The sequence below is a fragment of the Roseovarius nubinhibens ISM genome (assembly GCF_000152625.1).
In the GTDB taxonomy this organism is placed as follows: Bacteria; Pseudomonadota; Alphaproteobacteria; order Rhodobacterales; family Rhodobacteraceae; genus Roseovarius; species Roseovarius nubinhibens.
The window spans coordinates 547839-570261 of the sequence record NZ_CH724156.1 but is presented as its reverse complement, the minus strand read 5'-3'; the positions used below and the strand labels follow the sequence as shown (position 1 = coordinate 570261).

Sequence of the window (22423 nt, the reverse complement as noted above, 5' to 3'; positions counted from 1 at the left end):
CCATGGAGAAACCCTTTATCATGGTCGCCCCGAACGGGGCGCGGCGCGGCAAGGCGGATCATCCCGCCCTGCCGGTGAGCATCGAAGAGACGGTGGCGGCGGCGGCGGCCTGTCATGCCGAGGGTGCGGCGGCGCTGCACCTGCATGTGCGCGATGCGGCGGGGCGGCATGCGCTCGATCCCGGGCTCTATGCCGAGGCGTTGGCCGAGATGGCCCGGGTGCTGCCGGAGATGCGGGTGCAGATCACCACGGAATCGGCCGGGATGTTCGAGGTGGCGGATCAGCTCGCCTGTCTCGAGGCGCTGCGGCCGGGCTGGGCCTCGGTCTCGGTGCGCGAGATGGCGCGGGCGCCGGAGCTTGCCGAGCGGCTCTATGGGCTCTGTGCGGACGAAGGGATCGAGATACAGCATATCCTTTACGACACGGCGGATGCCGCTTTGTTGCGCGACTGGCAGGCGCGGGGCACCGTGCGGCCGGGGAAGGAGAGCGTGATCTTTGTCCTGGGTCGCTATGAGGATGGCCCGGCCTCGACACCGCAGGGGATTGCGCCGTTTCTGGAGGCGCTGCCGGGGGTGGGTGACTGGATGATCTGCGCCTTTGGCGCGGCGGAACATGCCTGTCTCGCAGAGGCGGCCCGGCTGGGCGGCGCGCTGCGGGTGGGGTTTGAAAACGCGTTGGTGGATGCCGAGGGCGTCCCCCATGCGGATAACGCGGCCTCGGTGCGCCGGTTGCTGCAAACGATCGAAGGAGACAAATCATGAGCCATGTATTTCCCCGGCACTGCAAGAGCGACAATCCGGTGGCGGTGGGCGGCGACGGCTGTTTTCTCATCGATGCCAGCGGCAAGCGCTATTTTGACGGCTCGGGCGGGGCGGCGGTGTCCTGTCTCGGGCATTCCAACGAACGGGTTGTGGCGGCGATCAAGGCGCAGGTGGAGCGGTTGGCCTTTGCCCATACCGGGTTTTTCACCTCCGAGCCGGCCGAGGCGCTGGCCGATCTGTTGATCGCGCACGCGCCCGGTGATCTCGACCGGGTGTTCTTCGTCTCCGGCGGGTCGGAGGCGGTGGAAAGCGCGATCAAGCTGGCGCGGCAGTACCACCTCGAGCGGGGCGAGGGGCAGCGGCGGCATCTCATCGCGCGCAAGCAGAGCTATCATGGCAACACGCTCGGGGCGCTGTCGGCGGGCGGCAACGCTTGGCGGCGGGCGCAGTTCGCGCCGCTTTTGACCGAGATGAGCCATATCGACGCCTGTTATGAATATGCCGAGCGGCGCGAGGGCGAGAGCCTCGAGACCTATGGGCAACGCACGGCCGATGCGCTCGAGACGGAGATCCTGCGGCTTGGGCCGGAAACGGTTATGGCCTTTATCGCCGAGCCGGTGGTCGGCGCGACGCTTGGGGCGGTGCCGGCGGCGCCGGGGTATTTCGCCCGCATCCGGGAGATTTGCGATAAGTATGGCGTGCTCTTGATCCTTGATGAGGTGATGTGCGGCATGGGGCGGACCGGGCATCTCTTTGCCTGCGAGGCGGAGGGGATCGCGCCGGATATCCTGTGTATCGCCAAGGGGCTTGGCGCGGGCTATCAGCCGATTGGCGCGATGCTCTGCAGCAAGGCGATCTATGACGCGATTGCCGGGGGTAGCGGGTTTTTCCAGCATGGGCATACCTATTTGGGGCATCCGGTGGCGGCGGCGGCGGGGCTTGCGGTGCTGCAGGAATTGCTCGACCGGGATCTGGTGGCGCAGGTGCAGGCGCGGGGCGCGTATTTCGAGACGGCGCTGCGGGCGCGGTTTGCCCAGCATCCCCATGTCGGCGATATTCGCGGGCGGGGTCTTTTCTGGGGGATCGAGTTCGTGGCCGAGCGCGACGGCAAGACGCCCTTTGATCCGGCGCTGGGCGTGGCGGGCAAGCTCAAGAAAGCGGCGTTTGACGAGGGGCTTGTCTGTTACCCGATGGCGGGGACGCGGGATGGGCGGCAGGGCGATCATGTGCTGCTCGCGCCGCCGTTCATTGCCAGCGAGGCCGAGCTTGACGGTGCGCTCGACGCGCTGGGGCGGGCGGTGGACCGGGTGCTTGCCTCTGTGTGACGGGGTAGGCGCGCCCATGTATGGGGTACATTTTAGGGCTTGAGATAGCATGAAACCGGTGCCAGTTCTGGGCGGCCCGCTGCGTGCAAGCGGTGGCGGGCGGCACAGAGGACAGGACGCCATGAGCGACAGACAGACCCGCACCACCACCAGCCATTGGGGCGCCTTTGACGTGACCACCGAAGGCGGCCGTATCGTCGATGTGGCCCCCTTTGCCGCCGATCCCGATCCGTCGCCCATTCCGAACATCCTGCCGCAGGCGGTGCATCACGCGAACCGGGTGCTGCGGCCTTCGGTGCGGCGCGGCTGGCTCGAGGGGCGGCGGCGCGACGGGCGCGGCACCGATGACTATGTCGAGCTGCCCTGGGATGAGGCGCTCGATCTGGCGGCGGAAGAGCTGCGCCGGGTGATCGATGCCCATGGCAATGAGGCGATTTTCGGCGGCTCCTATGGCTGGGCCTCGGCGGGGCGGTTTCACCATGCGCTGAGCCAGGTGCACCGGTTTCTCAACTGCATCGGCGGCTATGTGAAATCCTTTGGCAGCTATTCGACCGGAGCGGCGCAGGCGATCATGCCGCATGTCCTTGGCGAGAATTTCCTCAAACTCACCTATGGCTATCAGAACAGCTGGCCCACCATCCGCGATCATACCGAGACGCTGGTGATGTTCGGCGGCATCAATCCGAAGAATTCACAGGTCAATATGGGCGGGGTGACGCGGCATCAGACCCGGGGCTGGTGCGAGGGGTTCATCGCGCAGGGGATGAAGCTCGTGCTGGTGGCGCCGCAGCGGGGCGATGGGCCCGAGGGCAGCGACTGGATGCCGGTGGTGCCGGGGACGGATACCGCGCTCATGCTGGCGCTGGCCTATGTGCTCGAGACCGAGGGGCTGGCGGATCACGATTTCCTCGCGCGCTGTGCCAGCGGCTATGAGCGGTTCAAACCCTATCTTCTGGGCGAGAGCGACGGGGTCGCCAAGACGCCCGATTGGGCGGCGCCGATCTGTGGCATCGCGGCGGACGAGATCCGGGCGCTGGCGCGACGGATGGCGGGGACGCGGACGCTCATCACCGTGTCGTGGTCCTTGCAGCGGCAGCGGTTCGGCGAACAGCCCTATTGGATGGCGGCGGTGCTGGCGGCGATGCTCGGGCAGATCGGTCTGCCGGGGGGCGGCGTCGGCTATGGCTATGGCGCGATTGGCGGGGTCGGCGTGGCGGCCAAGCGGCTCCGCGGTCTGGCGCTGCCGCAGGGCGAGAACCCGGTGGCGGAGGTGATCCCGGTGGCGCGGATTGCGGATATGCTGCTCAACCCCGGCGCGCCCTATCAGTTCAATGGCGAGGATCGGACCTATCCCGACATCAAGCTCGTCTATTGGTGTGGCGGCAACCCGTTCCACCATCATCAGGATCTTAACCGGCTCGACCGGGCCTGGGCCGCGCCGGAGACGATCATCGTGCATGAGCCGTGGTGGACGCCCACCGCGAAACGGGCCGATATCGTGTTCCCCTCGACCACGCCCTATGAGCGCGAGGATATCGCGCGGGCCAATATGGATGAGTATCTCTTTGCGATGCCGCAGCTCATTCCGCCGCTGGGCGAGGCGCGCAATGATTACGATATTTTCGCAGGTCTCGCCGCGCGGCTGGGGCAGGGCGAGGCCTTTACCGAGGGGCGCGATGTCGAGGGCTGGCTGCGTCATCTCTATGCCGAGTTCGTCGAGATGTCGCGCGAGGACGGGATCGAGATGCCCGACTATGACCGGCTGCGCGAAGAGAACTGGGTCAAGCTGCCGATCGTCGGGGACGAACATGCGATTTCGCCCTTCGAGGCGTTCCGGGCCGATCCCGCCGCCGCGCCGCTCAAGACGCCCTCGGGCAAGGTCGAGATATTCTCGGAGCGGATAGCCGGGTTTAACTATGAGGATTGCCCGGGCCATCCGACATGGCTGCCGCCGGAGGAATGGCTCGGCTCCGAGACGCGGGGCGAGATGCTGCATCTGGTGTCGCCGCAGCCGGGTGACAAGCTGCACAGCCAGTTGGAAGCCGCATTGCAGGATGTCGAGGGCGCACGGCCCGAGCGGGTGCTCATCCATCCTCGGGACGCGGCGGCGCGGGGCATTGCCGATGGGCAGATCGTCGAGATGGTGAATGCGCGGGGGGCCTGCCTCGCGCGGGCCGAGGTGAGCGAGGATATCCGCCCCGGGGTGGTGTCGCTGCCCACCGGGGCGTGGCTCGACGGGGCGCCGGGGGCGGTGAGCCGCACCGGCAATCCCAATGTGCTCACCCGTGATATCGGCACCTCGCGGCTCGGTCAGGGGAGCAGCGCCCATACCACGCTGGTGGCGGTGCGCCCGGCGGGTTAGGCCGGGCGTCGCGTTAGGCAGTGCTCTGGGCGGTTACGCGGCCTGCGGCCAGTCGGTGAAGGGCAGGTCGCGGGCGTAGGGCATCGGGTCATAGCGGACCTTGAGCCCCTCGGCGCGCCAGTGGCGGAAGGCCGCATCGGCCAGCGCGGTTTTGACATAGTCGCGGGCGAGATCGCTCACCGGCAGGTCATAGCCCGCGATGCGAGCGGCGACCGGCGCGTAAAAGACATCGGCCAGCGAATAGTCCCCAAAGAGCCACGGGCCGCCAGCGCCATGGCGCGCCCGGGCGAGCGACCAGAGCCCGTCGATCCGGTCGAGATCGGCGCGCACCAGATCGCTCGGCTCGAACCCCTGCCATTGATGCAAGAGCTGCATCGGGCAATCGCCGCGCAGCGCGGTAAAGCCGGAATGCATCTCGGCCACCAGCCAGCGGGCGAGGGCGCGGGCGGCGGGGTCCTTGGGCCAGAGACCGGCCTCGGGGTGGCGCTCGGCGAGGGTTTCGGCCATGGCGAGGCTGTCGCCGATGACGATGCCCGCCTCGTCGCGCAGCACCGGCACGAAACGCGCCGGCGCGAGATCGCTGAGGTCCTCGGCCATGGTGCCCGAATAGAGCCCGACCATGTGAATGCGATGGGGCAGGCCGAATTTCTCGAGCATGAGCCAGCCGCGCAGGGACCAGCTGCTAAAGCTGCGGTCCCCGATGAAGAGATCATATGTCATGTCAGGAGCTTAGCGCCGGTTTAGCGCGGCGCATAGCGAAGGTTTGTGCGGGCGATGATCACGGCAGGTGATTGATCGCCGTTGCCTGCCAGCGTGGTGTGGCGACATGCAGCTCGGTCACCGAGAGATTGTCGATGCGATGGGCGAATGTGTCATAGGCGCTGATCCGCAGGGCGCGTTGCAGCTGGGTCAGGATGACGCCAAAATGGGCCACTGCCACGATGTCGCGCCCGGGGTGGGCCGCAATCAGCGCATCGACCGCGCCGCTCACCCGGGTCGAGACGGCGTTCCAGCTCTCGCCGCCGGGGGGGGCGGTGTCGCCGGGCTGGTCCCAATAGGCGCGGAGCGCGTCCTGGTCCTCGATCTCGTCATGGGCGCGAAGCTCCCAATCGCCGAAATTGATCTCGCGCAGGGCGGGGTCATGGGGCAGGCGCAGACGGTCACGGGCGATGGCGTCGGCGGTAGCGCTGGCCCGGCCCAGATCGGAGGAGATGATGAGCGCGTCGCGGGGCAGGTGATCGGCAAGCCGGGTGAGGGCGGCGTGGTCGCTCAGATCGGCGGGCAGGTCGGACCAGCCGACAAAGCCGCGCGCATGGGTCGGGCCATGGCGCACGAGAAAGAGCCGGCTCACGGCAACTCACCCTTGAGCAGCTGCGGCAGGCCCGCGACCACATGGACCACCAGATCGGCGCGGGCGGCGAGGCGCTGGTTGAGCTTGCCCTGGGCGATCTGAAACCGGCGGGCGAGCGGGTTTTCCGGCACGACGGAATGGCCCAGTTCGTTGGAGACAATCACCACCGGCGCGGCGCAGAGCGCGAGACCGGCCATCAATTCGGCCTCGGCCTCGTCAAGCGGGGTGCCCGCCAGCATATGGTTGCTGAGCCACATGGTGGCGCAGTCGAAGAGCACCGCCCGGTCGCCCGCGATGGCCGCCAAGGTGCGGCCCGCGTCAAGCGGCGCCTCGACCGTGTGCCAGCCCGGGCCGCGCGCCTCGCGATGGGCGTCGATCTTGGCGCGCATCTCGTCATCATGGGCCTCGGCGCTGGCGATATAGACGCGTTCGCGCCCGGTGCCGGTGACCAGGGTTTCGGCAAAGGCGGTCTTGCCCGAGGCGGCGCCGCCAAGGACCAGCGAGACACCGGGAAGCTGTGCTGACATGATATTTCTCCTCCTCGGGCGGGAACCGAATGCGTTCTGACTGCATTACCTGAAAAAGGGTGTCGATCAAGCACCCGCCGCAGAGAGGGAAAGTCATGGCTTTGGATATTTCGGAAACCGCCTCGATGTCACGCCGGGCAATGCGCGCCGAGTTGCTCGACGCAGAGACCGAGCTGGCGCTGGCCTATGCGTGGCGCGACCAACGCGATGAAGAGGCGCTGCACCGTCTTATCAATGCCTATATGCGGCTCGCGATCTCGATGGCGAGTAAATATCGCCGCTATGGCGCGCCGCTCAACGATCTTATCCAGGAGGCGGGGCTCGGCCTGATGAAAGCCGCCGACAAGTTCGACCCGGATCGCGGCGTGCGCTTCTCGACCTATGCGGTGTGGTGGATCAAGGCGGGCATTCAGGATTACGTGATGCGCAACTGGTCCATGGTGCGCACCGGATCGACCAGCAGCCAAAAGGCGCTTTTCTTCAACATGCGCCGGGTGCGCGCCCAGATCGAACGCGAGGCCGAAGCGTCGGGGACGCGGCTCGACGGGCATCAGCTGCGCGAGATGATCGCCACCGAAGTGGGTGTGCCGCTGCGCGATGTGGAGATGATGGAGGGGCGGCTTTCGGGCAGCGATCTGTCGCTCAACGCCACGCAATCCACCGAGGATGAGGGGCGCGAATGGATTGACGCGCTCGAGGATGACGGGCCGCGCGCCGAAGAGATGGTCGAAGAGGATCATGATCAGCGGGTGCTGCGGCTCTGGCTGCGCGACGCGCTGGCGGCGCTCAATGACCGCGAGCGGTTCATCCTGCGCCATCGCAAGCTCAGCGAAGAGGTGCGCACGTTAGAGAGCCTTGGCGAAGAGCTTGGCCTCAGCAAGGAACGTGTGCGTCAGCTCGAGGCGGCGGCGCTGGTGAAAATGCGCAAACGGCTTGAACGCGAAGGCGCGGAGGTGCAGAACCTTCTCGCATGAAGGTTCTCACATTTGCCGCCCGGGCGCTTGCCCTCTCCAGCCTTGTCCTGACCCTGACTGCGCCTGCGATGCGGGCGCAGGATGTGGTCGTTTTGGGCGAGCTGCATGACAATCCCCATCACCACGCGGAACAGGCGCGGCGGGTGGCCGATCTGGCCCCGCGCGCGATCGTGTTCGAAATGCTGAGCGCCGAGCAGGCGGCGCGGATCACGACCGAACTGCGCGGCGATGAGGCGCGTCTGCGCGAGGTTCTGGATTGGGACGCGAGCGGCTGGCCCGATTTTTCCATGTATTATCTGATCATTGCCGCCGCACCGGAGGCCGCGATCTATGGCGCCCATGTGCCGCGTGACGCGGCGCGGGCGGCGATGACAGAGGGCGCGGCAGCGGTGTTTGGCACTGAGGCCGCGCGCTATGGGCTCGATCAGCCTTTGGACGCGGCAGAGCAGCAGGCCCGCGAGGCGATGCAGCAAGAGGCCCATTGCAACGCCCTGCCGCCCGAGATGCTGCCCGCGATGGTCGAGATGCAGCGGTTGCGCGACGCGGCGCTGGCGCGGGCCACGGCAGAGGCGCTCGCGGAGCGGGGCGCGCCGGTGGCGGTGATCACCGGCAATGGCCATGCGCGGCGCGACTGGGGGCTCTGGCCCTATCTGCGGGCGCGGATGCCGGAGGTCACTCTCTTTGCGCTGGGGCAGCTCGAAGAGGGGCAACCCGCGCCGCCCGAAGGGGCGTTCGATGCGCTGCGCATGAGCCCGGCGGCCGAGCGCGACGATCCTTGCGCCGCGTTTCGCTAGGCGGGGCCCGCGTGCTCTGGCTCTTGTGTCCAGACGGGGCGCGCCATAGGTTCAGGGCAATTGCCATGAGGAGCCTTTGATGCTTTCGCAAAAGCGTATCCTGTTGATCTTGGGCGGCGGTATCGCTGCGTTCAAATCGCTCGACCTGATCCGGCGGCTGCGCGAGCGGGGGGCCTCGGTCACGCCGGTGCTGACCCGTGCGGCGCAGGAATTCGTCACGCCGCTGTCGGTCTCGGCGCTGGCGGGCGAGAAGGTGTTCACCGATCTCTTTGACCTGACGGATGAGGCCGAGATGGGCCATATCGAGCTGTCGCGCTCGGCCGATCTTATCGTGGTGGCCCCGGCGACGGCGGATCTTATGGCGAAGATGGCGCAGGGCCATGCCGATGATCTGGCCTCGACGCTGCTCTTGGCCACCGACACGCCGGTCTTGGTGGCGCCGGCAATGAATGTGCGGATGTGGGAGCATCCGGCGACCCAGCGAAACCTCGCCATATTGCAAGGCGATGGGGTGCGGGTCGTGGGGCCGAATGCGGGCGACATGGCCTGTGGCGAATATGGCCCGGGCCGGATGTCCGAGCCGCTCGAGATCGTGGCCGCCGTCGAGGCGGCGCTGGCAGGCGGGCCTCTGGCGGGGCGGCGGGTGCTGGTCACCTCTGGCCCGACCCATGAGCCGATTGATCCCGTGCGCTATATCGCCAACCGGTCCTCCGGGGCGCAGGGCACGGCGATTGCCGCCGCCTTGCGCGATCTCGGGGCCGAGGTGGTGTTTGTCACCGGCCCGGCCAGCGTGCCGCCGCCGCCGGGGGTCACGGTCCAGCGGGTCGAGACCGCGCGCGAGATGCGCGATGCGGCGCTGGCGGCGCTGCCGGTGGCGGCCGCGATCTTTGCCGCCGCCGTGGCCGATTGGCGCGTGACCAGCGCCAGCGACAGCAAGATGAAGAAGACCAAGACCGGTCTGCCGCAGCTCGAATTTGCCGAGAACCCGGATATTCTCGCCGAGGTGAGCGCGCTCCGCGAGGGGCGGCCCGGGCTGGTGGTGGGCTTTGCCGCCGAGACCGATGACGTGATCGCCAATGCCACCGCCAAACGGGCGCGCAAGGGCTGTGACTGGATCGTGGCCAATGATGTGAGCCATGCGACCGGCATCATGGGCGGGTCGGAGAACGCCGTGACGCTCATCCATGCCGAGGGGTCCGAGGACTGGCCGCGCATGGGCAAGGCCCAGGTCGCGGCGCGTCTGGCAGAGCGGATCGCCGAGGCGATTGGCGCGGATAAGACATGAAATTCAAAAGGGTAGAGGATGTATCTCACCCGGTGAGGAGAGGCGCGTGAGCGAGGCCGTGGCACTTGAGGTGATGTGGGACGAGGGCGCGGATCGGGCGCTTGGCCTGCCGGGCTATGAAACGCCGGGCGCGGCGGGGGCGGATCTGCGGGCCAATTTTGCCCCCGGTGCGCGCGACGGGGTCGAGATCGCGCCGGGGGCGCGGGCGCTCATCCCGACGGGGCTGCGGCTGGCGGTGCCGGTGGGCTATGAAGTGCAACTGCGGCCGCGCTCGGGGCTGGCGCTCAAACATGGGATCACCCTGCCCAACAGCCCCGGCACGATCGACAGCGATTATCGCGGGCCGCTGGGCGTCATCGTGATGAATGCGGGCGACGCGCCGTTTCATGTGGGTCATGGCGACCGGATCGCACAGATGATCCTGGCCCCGGTGGTGCAGGCGCGGCTGACCCTTGTCGAGCGTCTCGACGAGACGGCGCGCGGCGCGGGCGGGTTTGGCTCGACCGGGGTCGGCTGATGCTGTCGGTTCTGATCCTGATGGGGATTGTCTGGGGCGCGGGGCGTTGGCTCGGCTGGCCTGCGGGCTTGCGCTGGGGTCTGGTGGCGCTGATCTGGGCGGTGGTGGTGCTGCTGCATCTGACCCTGCCTGCGACGAGCGGGCTGCGGCAGGCCACCGGCGAGACGGCGGCACCTTGGGTCATTCTGGCGGGGCTGGCGCTCTTGGTGGCGGGCTATGCCGCGATCCTCCGGGCGCTCAAGCGGCGCACGGCGCAGGGGCCGGAAGACCAGACCTCGAAAGACCAAGCCGCGAAGCCCACGTTCAGCGAGGCCGAGCTTGACCGCTACGCGCGCCATATCGTGCTGCGCGAGCTGGGCGGGCCGGGGCAGAAGCGGCTCAAATCGGCGCGGGTGCTGGTGGTCGGCGCGGGCGGGCTCGGCGCGCCGGTGCTGACCTATCTGGCGGCGGCGGGGGTCGGGCGGATCGGCGTCATCGACCATGACGAGGTGTCGAATTCCAACCTGCAGCGGCAGGTGATCTTTCGCGATGCGGATATTGGCCGGCCCAAGGTCGAGGCCGCCGCCGAGGCGATGCGCGCGCTCAACCCCTATGTCGAGGTGCGGCCCTATCAGCGGCGGCTCGAAGAGGATTTCGCCGCCGATCTCTTTGCCGACTATGATCTGATCCTCGATGGGACCGACAATTTCGCCACCCGCTATATGGTCAACCGGGCCGCTGTGGCGGCGGGCAAGCCGTTGATTTCAGGCGCGATTGCGCAATGGGAAGGACAGCTCAGCCTGTTTGATCCCGGCGCCGGCGGGCCCTGCTATGAATGTATCTTTCCCGAGGCGCCGGCCGAGGGGCTTGCGCCCTCCTGTGCCGAGGCCGGGGTGATCGGGCCGCTGCCGGGGGTGATCGGCGCGATGATGGCGGGCGAGGCGGTGAAACATATCACCGGGGCCGGGACGCCCCTGCGCGGCGAGATGCTGATCTATGACGCGCTCTATGGCGAGAGCCGGAAATTCAGCCTGTCGCGCCGGGATGATTGCCCGGTCTGCGGCGGCACAACAGGAGACAAAGATGACCAATCCGCTGCTTGAGAGCTGGGACACAGCCCATGAGATCGCGCCGTTCGACCGGATCGAGGACGCGCATTTCGCGCCCGGGTTCGAGACCGCGCTGGCCGAGGCCCGGGCCGAGATCGCGGCCATCGCCGACAACCCGGAGCCCGCGACATTCGCCAACACGATCGAGGCGCTGGAGCAGGCGGGCGGGGCGCTCGACAAGGTATTGTCGGTGTTTTTCACCGTGGCCGGGGCCGATAGCAACGCGACACGGCAGGCGCTGCAACGCGAGTTCAGCCCGAAGCTCGCCGCCTATTCGAGCGAGATCTATTCCAACGCGGCGCTTTTTGGCCGGGTCGAGGCGCTCTGGCGAGGGCGCGAGGCGCTCGGGCTCGATCCGCAACAGGCGCGGCTGTTGTATCTCACCCGGCGCGGCTTTATCCGGGCGGGCGCGGCGCTCACCGGGGCCGAGGCGCAGCGCATGAAGGAGATCATGCAGCGGCTGGCCGAGCTGGGCACCAGCTTTACCCAGAACCTGCTCGCCGATGAGGCGGGCTGGCATATGGAGCTCGGCGAAGAGGATCTCGAGGGACTGCCGGATTTCGTCGTCAAAGCGGCGCGGGCGGCCGGCGCGGAAAAGGGCGCGGATGGCCCGGTGATCACCCTGTCGCGGTCGCTCATCGTGCCGTTCTTGCAATATAGCCCGCGCCGCGATCTGCGTGAAAAGGCGTTTCGCGCCTGGGAGGCCCGTGGCGCCAATGGGGGCGAGACCGACAACCGCGCGATTGCCGCCGAGACGCTGGCGCTGCGCGAGGAGCGGGCGAAACTGTTGGGGTACGAGAGCTTTGCCGCCTTCAAGCTCGAAACCGAGATGGCCGGGGAACCGGCGGCGGTGCGCGATCTCCTGATGCAGGTCTGGGAGCCCGCCAAGGCCCAGGCCGAGGCGGATGCCGCGCGTCTCACGGCGATGATGCTGGAGGACGGGATCAACGGGGCGCTGGCGCCCTGGGACTGGCGCTACTATGCCGAGAAACGCCGCCGCGCCGAGCATGATCTCGACGATGCGGCGCTCAAGCCCTATCTGCAGCTCGACCGAATGATCGAGGCGGCCTTTGCCTGTGCCAACCGCTTGTTCGGGCTAGAATTTTCGCCTCTCGACGTGCCGCTCTACCATGCCGATTGCCGGGCCTGGGAAGTGACGCGCGGCGGGCAGCATGTGGCGGTGTTCATCGGTGATTACTTTGCCCGTGGCTCGAAACGCTCGGGCGCGTGGTGCAGCGCGATGCGCGGTCAGGCCAAGGTGCCGCAGGTGCAGGGGCCGGTGGTGATCAATGTCTGCAATTTCGCCAAATCGGACCCGGCGCTGCTCAGCTATGATGACGCGCGCACGCTCTTCCATGAATTCGGCCATGCGCTGCATCAGATGCTGTCGGATGTGCGCTATGAGCGGCTGTCTGGCACCAATGTGGCACGCGATTTCGTCGAATTGCCGAGCCAGCTCTATGAGCATTGGCTCGAAGTGCCGGAGGTGCTCGGCGAATTTGCGACCCATGTCGAGACCGGCGCGCCGATGCCGAAAGAGATGCTCGACAAGGTGCTCAAGGCCGCGAATTTCGACATGGGGTTCCAAACGGTGGAATATGTCGCCTCGGCGCTGGTCGATCTCGCCTTTCACGAGGGCACGCCGCCCGCCGATCCGATGGCGAAACAGGCCGAGGTTCTGGCCGAGCTGGGCATGCCGCAGGCGATCACCATGCGCCACGCCACGCCGCAATTTGCCCATGTCTTTGCCGGCGACGGCTATTCCAGCGGCTATTATAGCTACATGTGGTCAGAGGTGATGGATGCCGATGCCTTTGCCGCCTTTGAGGAGGCCGGCAGCGCCTTTGATCCCGCCACCGCCCGCGCGCTCGAAGAGAACATCCTGTCGCGCGGCGGCTCGGAAGAGGCCGAAACGCTCTATACCGCGTTCCGCGGGCGGCTGCCGGGGGTTGAGGCGCTGCTCAAGGGGCGCGGCCTGGCGGCCTGATCGGGCGGGCCAGGGCGCGCGAGCTGATCGTTTCAGTTGCGCCGCCCCGGCCCATGCGCCATGATTGGCCGGTCTAAAGGGATGAGGATATATGCGTAAATTTCTGGTGGTGCTGGATGACAGCCGCGAATGCCTGAACGCCATGCGGTTCGCCGCGATGCGCGCGGCCCATACGCAGGCCGGGGTGGAAATTTTGGCGGTGATCCCGCCCGAAGAGTTCAATCACTGGATCGGCGTTGGCGACATCATGCGGCAGGAGGCGCGCGAGCGGATCGAGGCGCATTTCGAGGTCTATGCCAAATGGATGCGCGACAAGCAGGGCATCGACCCCGAGCTGGTGATCCGCGAGGGCGAGCCGGTGACCGAGATCATCCAACAGGTGCAGGACGACCCCGAAGTCGGCGTGCTGGTGCTGGGCGCGGGCACGGATCGCAAGGGGCCGGGGCCTCTGGTGACACAGCTGTCGCGCAGCTCGGGTTCGCTGCCCATTCCGATCACCATCGTGCCGGGCGATCTGAGCAAGGAGCGGCTCGAGGCGATCACCTGATCCCGCAGCCGTCCCGCACTCGCAGGGTTTTTAGAATCGTTCCAAATCTTGACACTGGCCGGGTCCGGGCGCATATCTGGATCAGCCACCAGAGGACCGCGCCCATGTTCATTCAGACCGAATCCACACCGAACCCCGCCACGCTCAAATTCCTGCCGGGGCAGACCGTGCTCGACGCGGGCACCGCGGATTTCCCGAGCGCCGAGGCCGCGGGCAAATCGCCGCTGGCCGAACGCATCTTCAAGATCGCGGGCGTGACCGGCGTTTTCTTTGGCCATGATTTCGTGACCGTGACCAAGGATGAGGGCACCGAGTGGGACCATGTCAAACCGGCCATTCTCGGCGCGATCATGGAGCATTTCCAATCCGGCAAGCCGGTGATGCTCGACGCGGGGGGCGATCCCCAGTCGGGCCATGCCGAACATACCGGCGAGGATGGCGAGATCGTCAACCAGATCAAGGAGTTGCTCGACACCCGCGTGCGGCCTGCCGTGGCGCAGGATGGTGGTGACATCACCTTCCACGGCTTTGATCGCGGCGTCGTCTATCTGCATATGCAGGGCGCCTGCGCGGGCTGCCCGTCCTCGACCATCACGCTCAAGATGGGCATCGAGAACCTGCTGCGCCATTACATCCCCGAAGTGACCGAGGTGCGCCCCGTTGCCGTCTGAGCCTCTGGTTCTGGGATTTGATACATCGGCCGCGCATTGCGCGGCCGCTTTGCTGCTGGGCGACCGGGTTCTGGCCATGCGGGCCGAGCCGATGGCGCGGGGGCAGGCGGAACGGCTGATGCCGCTGCTCGAAGAGGTGCTGGCCGAGGCCGGTCATGTCTGGGGCGATCTGGCGCGGATCGGCGTCGGCGTCGGGCCCGGCAATTTCACCGGCATCCGGATTGGCGTCTCGGCGGCGCGCGGTCTGGCGCTGGCGCTCGACATTCCGGCCATCGGGGTCAGTGGGTTCGAGATCATCGCCGAGGCCGAGGGCCCCGACGCCATCCCCGCCATTCCTGCACCGCAAGGGCAAGCCTATACATGGCGCGACGGCGCGCCGGTCTTTTGCGCGGCAGAGGATCTGCCGGGGGCCAGCGGCCTGCCCGAGCCGCAAGAGATGGCCCGCCATATCGCGCGGGTCGCCACGCGCACCGAGGCCGCGCCCGCGCCCGTGCCGCTCTATGTCAAACCCGCCGATGCGGCCCCGCCACGGGATGCGCCGCCCGAGATCGTCGATGATCTCGGCTGAGGCGCTGGCCGCCTGTCACGCCCGCGCCTTTGAGGGCACCGGCCGGGGCTGGTCCGAGGCCGAGTTCACGGCGCTTCTGGCCGAGCCGGGGATCATCCTCGCGGGCGAGGAGCGGGGCTTTGCGCTCTTTCGCGAGGCGGCGGGCGAGGCCGAGCTTTTGACGCTGGCCACCGATCCGGCGGCGCGGCGGCAGGGGCTGGCGGCGCGGGCGCTGGCCGAGGGTCTGGCGCGGCTGCGCGAGACCGGGATCGGGCGGGTGTTTCTCGAGGTGGCCGAGGACAATGACGCGGCTCTCGCGCTCTACCGTGCGGCGGGGTTCGCAGATTGTGGCCGCCGCAAGGGCTATTACCCGCGCGCGGGCGGCGCGGTGGATGCGCTGGTTCTGGCGCTGGATCTCGAGATATGAGCGATTTACCAAGCTTTTTACCGGGCTTTGCCGCAGCCTATGCGATCCTTTTGGTCGCGGCCTCGTCGCCCGGGCCTGCGGTGGCGATGCTCTTGGGCATTGCCACGGAGCAGGGCCGCGCGCCCGCCCTGGTGGCGGCGACCGGCATCGCCTGCGGCAGTGTGATGCTCAACCTCGGCACGCTCATCGGCGTCGGGCTGCTCTTGGCCGAGGCGGCCTGGGCGATGACAATCCTGCGCTGGCTCGGGGCGGGTTATCTCGCCTATCTGGCCTGGGGCGCGTGGCGCAAAGCGCTCAGCCCGCCACGGATCAACGCGGCCGAGGTCGCGCCGCGCAGTCTGGGGCGGCATTTCCTCGCCGGGTTCCTGTTGCAGGTCACCAACCCCAAGGCGGTGGTGTTCTGGCTCGCCATTGCCTCGGTGGGGGCGACGGCGGGCGGCGGCGTGGGGATCGTGGCGCTGTTTGTCCTCGGCGCCTTTGCCATCAGCTTTGCCTGTCACGGCGCTTGGGCGCTGTTGCTGTCGGCCGGTCCGATTCGGCGCGCCTATGGCCGGGCGCGGGGCTGGATCGAGGCAGGGCTCGGCACATTTTTCTTGTTTGCGGCCTATCGGCTGGCCACCTCTGAAATTAATGAGACGTCATAGGGCCAACCCCCGGCCCGTTTAAGTCCAGTTGCCGGAAAATGATGAGGCCTGAATGATTTGGGCGGGCCTCTTCCCTTGCAAGAAATCCGGCAGGGCGCTACGAGAACCCATGCAGATCTACCTTCCCATAGCCGAAGTTTCGGTCAATGCCTTCCTGCTTTTGGGGCTGGGAGGGATCGTGGGGATCCTGTCGGGCATGTTCGGTGTCGGCGGCGGGTTCCTGATGACACCCCTGCTGTTTTTCATCGGCATTCCGCCAGCGGTGGCGGTGGCGACCGAAGCCAACCAGATCGTGGCCTCGTCCTTTTCCGGCGTCTTGGCGCATTTCCGGCGAAAGACCGTCGATCTCAGGATGGGCACCGTCCTTCTCGTCGGCGGCCTCTGCGGCGCGGCGGTCGGCGTGGTGCTCTTTAACTACTTGAAATCCATGGGTCAGGTCGATCTTCTGGTCAAGCTCTGCTATGTGGTCTTCCTCGGCATCATCGGCGGGATGATGTTCTTTGAGAGCCTGCGCGCCATCCGCAAATCGCGGGCGGGCGGGCCGCCGCCCAAGCGCAAGAAACACACGTTCATCCACAAGATGCCGTTCAAGATGCGGTTCCGCACCTCGGGCCTCTATATCAGCGTGATCCCACCGCTGATCGTGGGCGTCTGCGTCGGTATCCTCGCGGCGATCATGGGCGTTGGCGGCGGTTTCATCATGGTGCCGGCGATGATCTACCTGCTCGGCATGCCGACCAAGGTGGTTGTGGGCACCTCGCTCTTTCAGATCATTTTCGTCACCGCCTTCACCACGCTCTTGCACGCGACGACCAACTATACGGTCGATATCGCGCTGGCGGTTCTGTTGCTGGTGGGCGGCGTCATCGGCGCCCAGATCGGCACCCGCATCGGCACCAAGCTCAAGGCCGAACAGCTTCGCATCCTGCTGGCGATGATGGTGCTGGCGGTCTGTTTCAAACTGGCGCTCGATCTGCTGATTGAACCGTCCGAGCTCTATTCCATTGGTACAGGCGGGGGGCACTGATGCGGTCTTTGCTGTTCTCTCTCCTCCTGTTGGTCGCGGGACCTGCGGCCGCCGAAGAGGTGGTGCTTGGCCTGAGCAAGGACAAGGTGGCGATCACCGCCACGTTCGAGGGTTCGGACATCCTCGTCTTTGGCGCGGTCAAACGCGAAGTGCCGATCCCCTCGGGCGATCCTCTCGAAGTGCTGGTGACGGTCTCGGGGCCGAACGTGCCGGTGACCATCCGCCGCAAGGACCGGGTGGCGGGCATCTGGGTCAACACTGACAGTCTCGAGATTGATGGCGCGCCGAGCTTTTACGCGGTGGCCACCTCTGGCCCGCTGGAAGAGGTGCTGAGCCCCGGCGAAGACCTGCGCTATCAGATTTCGATCCCGCGCGTCATCCGCTCGGCGGGGGCGCTGCACGGGCTCAAGGACACCGCGACATTCGCCGATGCGCTGATCCGCATTCGCAGCAACAACAATGCCTATCAGCTCCGCGAAGGCCGGGTGGCGGTGGATGAGCAGACGCTCTTCCGGACCTCGGTGCGGCTGCCGTCGAACCTCACCGAGGGCGAATACAAGACGCGCATCTTCCTCACCCGGGGCGGCAAGGTCGTGTCGCGCTATGAAACGGAAATCGCGGTGCGCAAGGTCGGGATGGAACGCTGGCTCTATACGCTGTCGCGGGAAAACCCGCTGTGGTACGGGCTGATGTCGCTGGCCATCGCAATCTTTGCCGGCTGGGCCGCCTCGGCCGCCTTCCAAGTGCTGCAACGGCGCTAAGCCAAGGGCAGGGCGCGGCGCGACCGCGCCGCAGCCCTTATCTCACTCAGATCGTCTGATCGTACTCGCCAACGCCCGGCTCGGTGCGGATGACCGCATCGATATCGGCAAAGATGGCGCGCATCTCGGCCTCGCTCTCGCTGCTTTCGCAGACCACCACGAGGTTCGGTGTGTTCGAGCTCGCCCGCACCAGACCCCAGCTGCCATTGTCGAGAATGACCCGCGCGCCATTGACGGTGACGACCTCTTTGATCGGCCGCCCGGCGAGGCTCTCGCCCGCCTCATGCTTGGCCACCAGCTTGGCCACCAGCCGGTCGAGAATGTCGTATTTCTCGGTGTCGGCGGCATAGGGCGACATGGTCGGCGTGGCCCAGGTGCGGGGCAGGGCGCGGCGCAGGTCCGACATGGATTTGTCGGGGTTGCGGTCCATCAGCTTGCAGATTTCCACCGCCACGCGCAGCCCGCAGTCATAGCCCCGGCCCACCGGCTCGGCGAGGAAATAGTGACCCGATTTCTCGAACCCCGCCAGCGCGCCGAGCTCTTTGACACGCCGTTTCATATGGCTGTGCCCGGTCTTCCAGTAATCGGCCTTGGCACCGTTTTTCTGCAGCTCTGGATCGCTGGCAAAAAGCCCGGTGGATTTCACATCCGCCACAAAGGTGGCGTTGGGATAGAGCTTGCTCAGGTCGCGGGCCATGATGACGCCGACCTTGTCGGCAAAGATCTCTTCGCCCTCGTCATCGACCACGCCACAGCGGTCGCCATCGCCGTCAAAGCCAAGCGCCAGATCGGCGCCCGAGGCTTTGACCGCCGCCGACATGTCATGCAGCATTTCCATGGCTTCGGGGTTCGGATTGTAATTCGGGAAGGTGTAGTCGAGCGCGCAATGCAGCGGCACCACCTCGGCCCCGATCCGCTCAAAGAGCTTGGGCGCAAAGGCCGAGGCCGTGCCATTGCCGGTGGCGCAGACCACCTTGAGCGGCCGGGTCAGGCGGAAATCGCCGACCAGATCGTCGAGATAGGCATCAAACACCCCATCGACGAATTCATAGGCGCCGCCGGGATGCGGCTGACCGCGCCCTTCGAGCACGATATCGCGCAGCTCGGCCATCTCGTCCGGGCCATGGGTCAGGGGCCGGTCAAAGCCCATCTTGACCCCGGTCCAGCCGTTCGGATTATGCGAGGCGGTGACCATCGCCACCGCCGGCACATCGAGGTGAAACTGCGAGAAATAGGCCATCGGCGACAGCGCCGGGCCGATGTCCTTGACGGTGATCCCGGCCTGCATCAGCCCGAGGATCAGCGCGTTCTTGATCGACAGGGAATAGTCGCGATAGTCATTGCCCACCGCGATCACCGGGTCGATGCCGCGCTGACGCATCTGGGTGCCAAGCCCGAGGCCGAGCGCCGTCACCCCCGGCAGGTTGATCGCCTCTGGATATTTCCAGCGCGCGTCATATTCACGGAACCCCGTCGGCGCGATCATCGCATCGCGCAGAAAGGACCAGCTGTTCGGGGTGACTTCGGCAAGGGGTTTGGTCACTGTAATATACTCGTTTTCAAAGGTGGATCGGATCGGATTTCGCCAGCGCGTCAAACCGCATGAGCGAGGCGACAAGCGCGGGCATCTGGTCGAGCGGGATCATGTTCGGCCCGTCCGAGGGCGCGCGATCGGGGTCTTCATGGGTCTCGATGAACACCGCCGCCACGCCAAGGCTCACGGCGGCGCGGGCCATGACCGGCGCAAATTCGCGCTGGCCGCCGCTGCTGCCGCCCTGACCGCCGGGCTGTTGCACGGAATGGGTCGCATCCATCACCACCGGATAGCCCGACCGCGCCATCTGGGGCAGGGCGCGCATGTCGGCCACCAGCGTGTTATAGCCAAAGGAGGTGCCGCGCTCGGTGAGCAGGATCTTTTTATTGCCGGTGCTTTCGATCTTGGTGATCACATTCTCCATGTCCCAGGGCGCGAGAAACTGCCCCTTTTTGACATTGACCACCGCGCCGGTGTTGCCCGCCGCCAAAAGAAGATCGGTCTGACGGCAGAGGAAAGCCGGGATTTGCAGGATGTCCACCGCCTCGGCGGCAGGGGCGCATTGCGCCTCGGTATGCACATCGGTGAGCACCGGCACATCGAGCGCCCGGCCCAGATCGCTCAGCACCTTGAGACCGGCGTCGATGCCAAGCCCGCGCTTGCCGCTCACCGAGGTGCGGTTCGCCTTGTCAAAGCTCGCCTTAAAGACATATTGCGCGCCCGCCGCGGCGCAGGCCTCTTTCATGCGACCGGCGATCATCTGGGCATGGTCGGCGCTTTCAAGCTGGCAAGGGCCGGCAATCACGGTGAGCGGCCGGTCATTGCCGATGTCGAGCCCGGCGAAGGAGATGGTTTTCATATTAGGCGGATACCTGTTCTCTGAGGACGGAAGCGGTGAGCGAGATCAGAAGATAGATCCCTGAGAACACCAGGAAAGCGAGGATCGTGTTTTCAAAAGAGCGCGGATAGGACGCCTCTTGCGAGGGCACGGGATTGACCGACACGGTGAGGTAGCGCACCTGTTTGTTGGCCTCGATATCGCTCTGCCGCATGGTTTCGAGCGCCGCCTGCAGCACCATGTCGGTGGTCAGAAGATCGGCCTCGGCCATCTTAATCTCGGCGGTCTGCGAGGCGAGCGAGTCGCCGCCATCGGTGGCATCGTTGAGCCGGGCGTTCTGCTTGGCGAGCTCGGCCTCCAGCACGGTGATCTCGCTGCGCAGCGCCGCCAGCCGGGCCGCGTTGGGCCTTGTGTTGGCGAGCATCGTGTTGAGCGCGAGCTGCTTGTCCTGCAATTGCAATTCGACATTGGCGATCAGGTTGCGGATCGCCGCAATCTGCCCCGTCGGGTCGAGCAGCGTGCCCTCTTGCAGCGCCACCAGACGGCGCTGCGCCTCGCGGCGTTCTTCCTTGGCGTCGGCAAGGCTCTGCTTGGCGGTCTTGAGCGCATCCTGACGCTTTTCGGCGCTGAGATGGTCGACCCGTTCCTCGGCATAATCGATAAGGCGGCGGGAAAACTGCGCGGCGATATTGGGATCGGGGGCCGACACTTCCATCCGCATCACGCCCTCGGTCGGGTCATAGCCGAGCTTGACGTATTTCTTGTAGATCGAATAGGCGCTCTCGGTCGTGGCCTCGGGGTCGAGCCGCTGAATGGGGTCGATATACTCGGCCGAGAACACATCGCGGAACCCGGCATCCTCATCGAGGCGCAGCATCGCATCCTTGGATTGCAGGTAATCCTGCGTCGCGATGGCATCCTGCGAGGTGGCAAACTGGCTTGGCAGCAGACCGCCGAGCCCGCCACCGCCACTGCCGCCATCGGCGGAGAGGATGAGGAAGGCCGACTTGGTCGTATACATCGGCGTGGCGACCGCATAATAGTAATAGCCCGCCAGCAGGGTCGGCAAGAACACGAAGGCCGCGAGCCGCGAGAAGAGCAGCGCCAGCTTGCGGCGGCGGCGGCGGGCGATGTCCTTTTGAATGCGGCCGATCTCCTCGGCGCGGCGCTCGGCCGGGCTGAGATCGGTGGAGGGCAGGTTCGGCTTGCTCATCGGCATGGTCTGCGGCAGCTGCACCTTGGCCTCGTCCGAGACCGGGCCGTGACCCGCATTCTCGACCTTGCCCTCGTCATTGCTCACCAGTTCGAGAATGGTGCCGCGCGAAAACGGATCGATGCCGCGCTGACGCAAGAGACGCACGGCGTCGAAATCGGATGTGGGCGCAAGCCCGTGTTTCTGCGCCAGCCGCCGCGCCATGCGCAATTGGCGACCGGTGAGCCCCTCTTGGCGGATCTCGTCGATGGTGGTGGCGGCGCGCATCTCTTGCGCGGAATTGACCTCTCCGGCGCGGGCCGCGCCCGGCTCCGCCCGGGCCGCCGGATCGGTGGCCGCATTGGCCCCGGCCCCCGGCGCGCCCGCCGCCTGGCCGAGCCCGCCGCTGCGGGAGGCCTCGGCGCGTGGCGGCACGGTCCCGGCCTCGGGCGCAGCGCTTTGCCCCGCCGGATCGCGCAGGCTGGGGGCGCCTTGGGCGGTGCGGCGGATGCGGAATTTTCTAGCCTTGGGTTTCGTAGTCATAGAGCTGCTTTGCCTCTTCCAAGGTGTCGAACATATGAAGCTGGCCATCCATCAGGACGGCCGCGGTGGTGGCGAATTTCTCAAGCGTCGCGGGCTGGTGCGAGACGATGATCACCGTCGTCGTGCGCAGCCGTTCCTTGAGAATTTCGCCGGCCTTCTGGTTGAACTCGACATCGGTCGAGTTGGGCATACCTTCGTCAATCAGGTAGATGTCGAAATCGAGCGCCAGCAGCAAGGAAAAGGTGAACCGCGCCCGCATCCCCGAGGAATAGGTGCCGAGCGGCTGGTCGAAATATTCACCGAGATTGCACATCCAGCGGCAGAACGCCTCGACATAATCGGGGTCGAGCCCATAGAGCCGGGCGATATAGCGGCTGTTTTCCATGGCCGAAATCCGGTTCACCACGCCCCCCATGAAGCCCAGCGGAAAGCTCACCCGGCAGCTGCGGCGAATTTCGCCCTCATCGGGTTTTTCGAGCCCGGCCATCATGTTGATCAGGGTGGTCTTGCCGGTGCCATTGGGCGCGAGAATACCGATCGAGCGGCCAAGCTCGACACGGAACGACACCTTTTCCAGGATCACCTTACGCTGGGTGCCTGTCCAAAAGGATTTACTCACATTGTCAAACTCGAGCATCAGAGGCTCCGGTAACTGCTCTACTCACCCTCTTTAACGGGGTTTTATTAACCAACTGTCGCCATGCCAAGGCAGGGCCCGGCT

General features: G+C 66.3%; 23 protein-coding genes. 16 read left to right on the top strand and 7 right to left on the bottom strand.

Translation table 11 applies throughout. The features are described 5' to 3' along the window. Positions 1-2 precede the first annotated feature (2 nt). The 3 genes from ISM_RS02885 to ISM_RS02875 all read left to right on the top strand — a co-directional run bounded on the left by ISM_RS02885 (position 3) and on the right by ISM_RS02875 (position 4448). Positions 3-761, top strand: a complete 759-nt coding sequence (locus ISM_RS02885) for a beta-keto acid cleavage family enzyme (RefSeq protein ID WP_009812608.1) — start codon at positions 3-5, stop codon at positions 759-761. Continuing rightward, entirely contained in the window at positions 758-2086 is a 1329-nt protein-coding gene (locus ISM_RS02880; protein ID WP_040617794.1) for an aspartate aminotransferase family protein, read from the top strand. The genes ISM_RS02885 and ISM_RS02880 overlap by 4 nt, the downstream gene beginning before the upstream one ends. A 121-nt stretch (positions 2087-2207) precedes the next feature. Beyond that, positions 2208-4448, top strand: a complete 2241-nt coding sequence (locus tag ISM_RS02875) for a molybdopterin-dependent oxidoreductase (RefSeq protein ID WP_009812606.1) — start codon at positions 2208-2210, stop codon at positions 4446-4448. 33 nt (positions 4449-4481) lie between these two features. Here ISM_RS02875 and ISM_RS02870 read toward each other — a convergent pair whose 3' ends face one another. The 3 genes from ISM_RS02870 to cobU are packed head-to-tail and all read right to left on the bottom strand — an operon-like array spanning position 4482 to position 6326. Then, positions 4482-5168 (bottom strand): glutathione S-transferase, encoded by a 687-nt coding sequence (locus ISM_RS02870; RefSeq protein WP_009812605.1) that lies wholly within the window; start codon positions 5166-5168, stop codon positions 4482-4484. Positions 5169-5226: 58 nt separating this feature from the next. Then, on the bottom strand, positions 5227-5799 hold the full coding sequence (locus tag ISM_RS02865) for a histidine phosphatase family protein (protein WP_009812604.1): 573 nt from the start codon (positions 5797-5799) through the stop codon (positions 5227-5229). After that, positions 5796-6326 carry a bifunctional adenosylcobinamide kinase/adenosylcobinamide-phosphate guanylyltransferase gene (gene cobU / locus ISM_RS02860; RefSeq protein WP_009812603.1) on the bottom strand — a complete coding sequence of 177 codons (531 nt, stop codon included), beginning with the start codon at positions 6324-6326 and terminating at the stop codon, positions 5796-5798. The genes ISM_RS02865 and cobU overlap by 4 nt, the downstream gene beginning before the upstream one ends. Positions 6327-6421: 95 nt before the next feature. Here cobU and ISM_RS02855 point away from each other — a divergent pair, with 95 nt between their 5' ends. From ISM_RS02855 to ISM_RS02795, 13 genes are all read left to right on the top strand, one after another. After that, positions 6422-7300: an RNA polymerase factor sigma-32 gene (locus tag ISM_RS02855; protein ID WP_083780884.1), complete on the top strand. Its 879-nt coding sequence runs from the start codon at positions 6422-6424 to the stop codon at positions 7298-7300. Continuing rightward, positions 7297-8094, top strand: coding sequence for a ChaN family lipoprotein (locus ISM_RS02850; protein WP_009812601.1), 798 nt, complete (start codon positions 7297-7299; stop codon positions 8092-8094). The genes ISM_RS02855 and ISM_RS02850 overlap by 4 nt, the downstream gene beginning before the upstream one ends. A 79-nt stretch (positions 8095-8173) precedes the next feature. Then, positions 8174-9379 (top strand): bifunctional phosphopantothenoylcysteine decarboxylase/phosphopantothenate--cysteine ligase CoaBC, encoded by a 1206-nt coding sequence (gene coaBC, locus ISM_RS02845; protein WP_009812600.1) that lies wholly within the window; start codon positions 8174-8176, stop codon positions 9377-9379. A 46-nt stretch (positions 9380-9425) separates the two neighbouring features. Then, entirely contained in the window at positions 9426-9896 is a 471-nt protein-coding gene (gene dut, locus ISM_RS02840) for a dUTP diphosphatase (protein WP_009812599.1), read from the top strand. Then, complete coding sequence (locus ISM_RS02835; protein WP_009812598.1) at positions 9896-10978, top strand: HesA/MoeB/ThiF family protein; 1083 nt, start codon at positions 9896-9898, stop codon at positions 10976-10978. The genes dut and ISM_RS02835 overlap by 1 nt, the downstream gene beginning before the upstream one ends. Then, entirely contained in the window at positions 10959-12971 is a 2013-nt protein-coding gene (locus tag ISM_RS02830) for a M3 family metallopeptidase (protein WP_009812597.1), read from the top strand. Before ISM_RS02835 ends, ISM_RS02830 begins: the two co-directional genes overlap by 20 nt. A gap of 91 nt (positions 12972-13062) precedes the next feature. Beyond that, positions 13063-13518, top strand: coding sequence for a universal stress protein (locus tag ISM_RS02825; RefSeq protein WP_009812596.1), 456 nt, complete (start codon positions 13063-13065; stop codon positions 13516-13518). Positions 13519-13622: 104 nt separating this feature from the next. Then, positions 13623-14189 (top strand): NifU family protein, encoded by a 567-nt coding sequence (locus ISM_RS02820; protein ID WP_009812595.1) that lies wholly within the window; start codon positions 13623-13625, stop codon positions 14187-14189. Continuing rightward, complete coding sequence (gene tsaB / locus ISM_RS02815; RefSeq protein WP_040617792.1) at positions 14179-14757, top strand: tRNA (adenosine(37)-N6)-threonylcarbamoyltransferase complex dimerization subunit type 1 TsaB; 579 nt, start codon at positions 14179-14181, stop codon at positions 14755-14757. The genes ISM_RS02820 and tsaB overlap by 11 nt, the downstream gene beginning before the upstream one ends. Continuing rightward, positions 14723-15163, top strand: coding sequence for a GNAT family N-acetyltransferase (locus ISM_RS02810; protein WP_050754096.1), 441 nt, complete (start codon positions 14723-14725; stop codon positions 15161-15163). The genes tsaB and ISM_RS02810 overlap by 35 nt, the downstream gene beginning before the upstream one ends. Further along, the gene (locus ISM_RS02805) at positions 15160-15807 is read left to right on the top strand and encodes a LysE family translocator (protein WP_040617791.1); all 648 of its coding nucleotides are present in this window, start codon (positions 15160-15162) and stop codon (positions 15805-15807) included. The genes ISM_RS02810 and ISM_RS02805 overlap by 4 nt, the downstream gene beginning before the upstream one ends. Positions 15808-15916: 109 nt before the next feature. Continuing rightward, positions 15917-16834: a sulfite exporter TauE/SafE family protein gene (locus tag ISM_RS02800; RefSeq protein WP_009812591.1), complete on the top strand. Its 918-nt coding sequence runs from the start codon at positions 15917-15919 to the stop codon at positions 16832-16834. Beyond that, positions 16834-17595, top strand: a complete 762-nt coding sequence (locus ISM_RS02795; protein ID WP_009812590.1) for a TIGR02186 family protein — start codon at positions 16834-16836, stop codon at positions 17593-17595. Before ISM_RS02800 ends, ISM_RS02795 begins: the two co-directional genes overlap by 1 nt. Before the next feature lie 46 nt (positions 17596-17641). Here the strand turns inward: ISM_RS02795 and ISM_RS02790 are convergent, their stop codons facing one another. Genes ISM_RS02790 through ISM_RS02775 form a run of 4 tightly spaced genes read right to left on the bottom strand, consistent with a single transcriptional unit; the run spans position 17642 to position 22339 of the window. Next, positions 17642-19138, bottom strand: coding sequence for a phosphomannomutase/phosphoglucomutase (locus tag ISM_RS02790; protein WP_009812589.1), 1497 nt, complete (start codon positions 19136-19138; stop codon positions 17642-17644). A gap of 16 nt (positions 19139-19154) precedes the next feature. After that, positions 19155-19988: a 3-deoxy-8-phosphooctulonate synthase gene (kdsA, locus tag ISM_RS02785; protein WP_009812588.1), complete on the bottom strand. Its 834-nt coding sequence runs from the start codon at positions 19986-19988 to the stop codon at positions 19155-19157. A 1-nt stretch (position 19989) separates the two neighbouring features. Further along, entirely contained in the window at positions 19990-21702 is a 1713-nt protein-coding gene (locus ISM_RS02780; protein WP_009812587.1) for a KpsE/RkpR family capsule polysaccharide export protein, read from the bottom strand. After that, positions 21680-22339 (bottom strand): ABC transporter ATP-binding protein, encoded by a 660-nt coding sequence (locus tag ISM_RS02775; RefSeq protein WP_009812586.1) that lies wholly within the window; start codon positions 22337-22339, stop codon positions 21680-21682. Before ISM_RS02775 ends, ISM_RS02780 begins: the two co-directional genes overlap by 23 nt. Positions 22340-22423: the final 84 nt, after the last annotated feature.

What these genes read in the sequence shown, in the direction of transcription:
- ISM_RS02835 (WP_009812598.1), top strand. Translation starts at nt 9,896, where the DNA reads ATGCTGTCGGTTCTGATCCTGATGGGGATTGTCTGGGGCGCGGGGCGT.
- cobU (WP_009812603.1), bottom strand. Translation starts at nt 6,326, where the DNA reads ATGTCAGCACAGCTTCCCGGTGTCTCGCTGGTCCTTGGCGGCGCCGCC.
- ISM_RS02780 (WP_009812587.1), bottom strand. Translation starts at nt 21,702, where the DNA reads ATGACTACGAAACCCAAGGCTAGAAAATTCCGCATCCGCCGCACCGCC.
- ISM_RS02820 (WP_009812595.1), top strand. Translation starts at nt 13,623, where the DNA reads ATGTTCATTCAGACCGAATCCACACCGAACCCCGCCACGCTCAAATTC.
- ISM_RS02830 (WP_009812597.1), top strand. Translation starts at nt 10,959, where the DNA reads ATGACCAATCCGCTGCTTGAGAGCTGGGACACAGCCCATGAGATCGCG.
- ISM_RS02850 (WP_009812601.1), top strand. Translation starts at nt 7,297, where the DNA reads ATGAAGGTTCTCACATTTGCCGCCCGGGCGCTTGCCCTCTCCAGCCTT.
- ISM_RS02795 (WP_009812590.1), top strand. Translation starts at nt 16,834, where the DNA reads ATGCGGTCTTTGCTGTTCTCTCTCCTCCTGTTGGTCGCGGGACCTGCG.
- ISM_RS02800 (WP_009812591.1), top strand. Translation starts at nt 15,917, where the DNA reads ATGCAGATCTACCTTCCCATAGCCGAAGTTTCGGTCAATGCCTTCCTG.
- kdsA (WP_009812588.1), bottom strand. Translation starts at nt 19,988, where the DNA reads ATGAAAACCATCTCCTTCGCCGGGCTCGACATCGGCAATGACCGGCCG.
- ISM_RS02775 (WP_009812586.1), bottom strand. Translation starts at nt 22,339, where the DNA reads ATGCTCGAGTTTGACAATGTGAGTAAATCCTTTTGGACAGGCACCCAG.
- ISM_RS02880 (WP_040617794.1), top strand. Translation starts at nt 758, where the DNA reads ATGAGCCATGTATTTCCCCGGCACTGCAAGAGCGACAATCCGGTGGCG.
- ISM_RS02870 (WP_009812605.1), bottom strand. Translation starts at nt 5,168, where the DNA reads ATGACATATGATCTCTTCATCGGGGACCGCAGCTTTAGCAGCTGGTCC.
- ISM_RS02805 (WP_040617791.1), top strand. Translation starts at nt 15,160, where the DNA reads ATGAGCGATTTACCAAGCTTTTTACCGGGCTTTGCCGCAGCCTATGCG.
- ISM_RS02825 (WP_009812596.1), top strand. Translation starts at nt 13,063, where the DNA reads ATGCGTAAATTTCTGGTGGTGCTGGATGACAGCCGCGAATGCCTGAAC.
- ISM_RS02855 (WP_083780884.1), top strand. Translation starts at nt 6,422, where the DNA reads ATGGCTTTGGATATTTCGGAAACCGCCTCGATGTCACGCCGGGCAATG.
- ISM_RS02875 (WP_009812606.1), top strand. Translation starts at nt 2,208, where the DNA reads ATGAGCGACAGACAGACCCGCACCACCACCAGCCATTGGGGCGCCTTT.
- coaBC (WP_009812600.1), top strand. Translation starts at nt 8,174, where the DNA reads ATGCTTTCGCAAAAGCGTATCCTGTTGATCTTGGGCGGCGGTATCGCT.
- ISM_RS02885 (WP_009812608.1), top strand. Translation starts at nt 3, where the DNA reads ATGGAGAAACCCTTTATCATGGTCGCCCCGAACGGGGCGCGGCGCGGC.
- ISM_RS02810 (WP_050754096.1), top strand. Translation starts at nt 14,723, where the DNA reads ATGCGCCGCCCGAGATCGTCGATGATCTCGGCTGAGGCGCTGGCCGCC.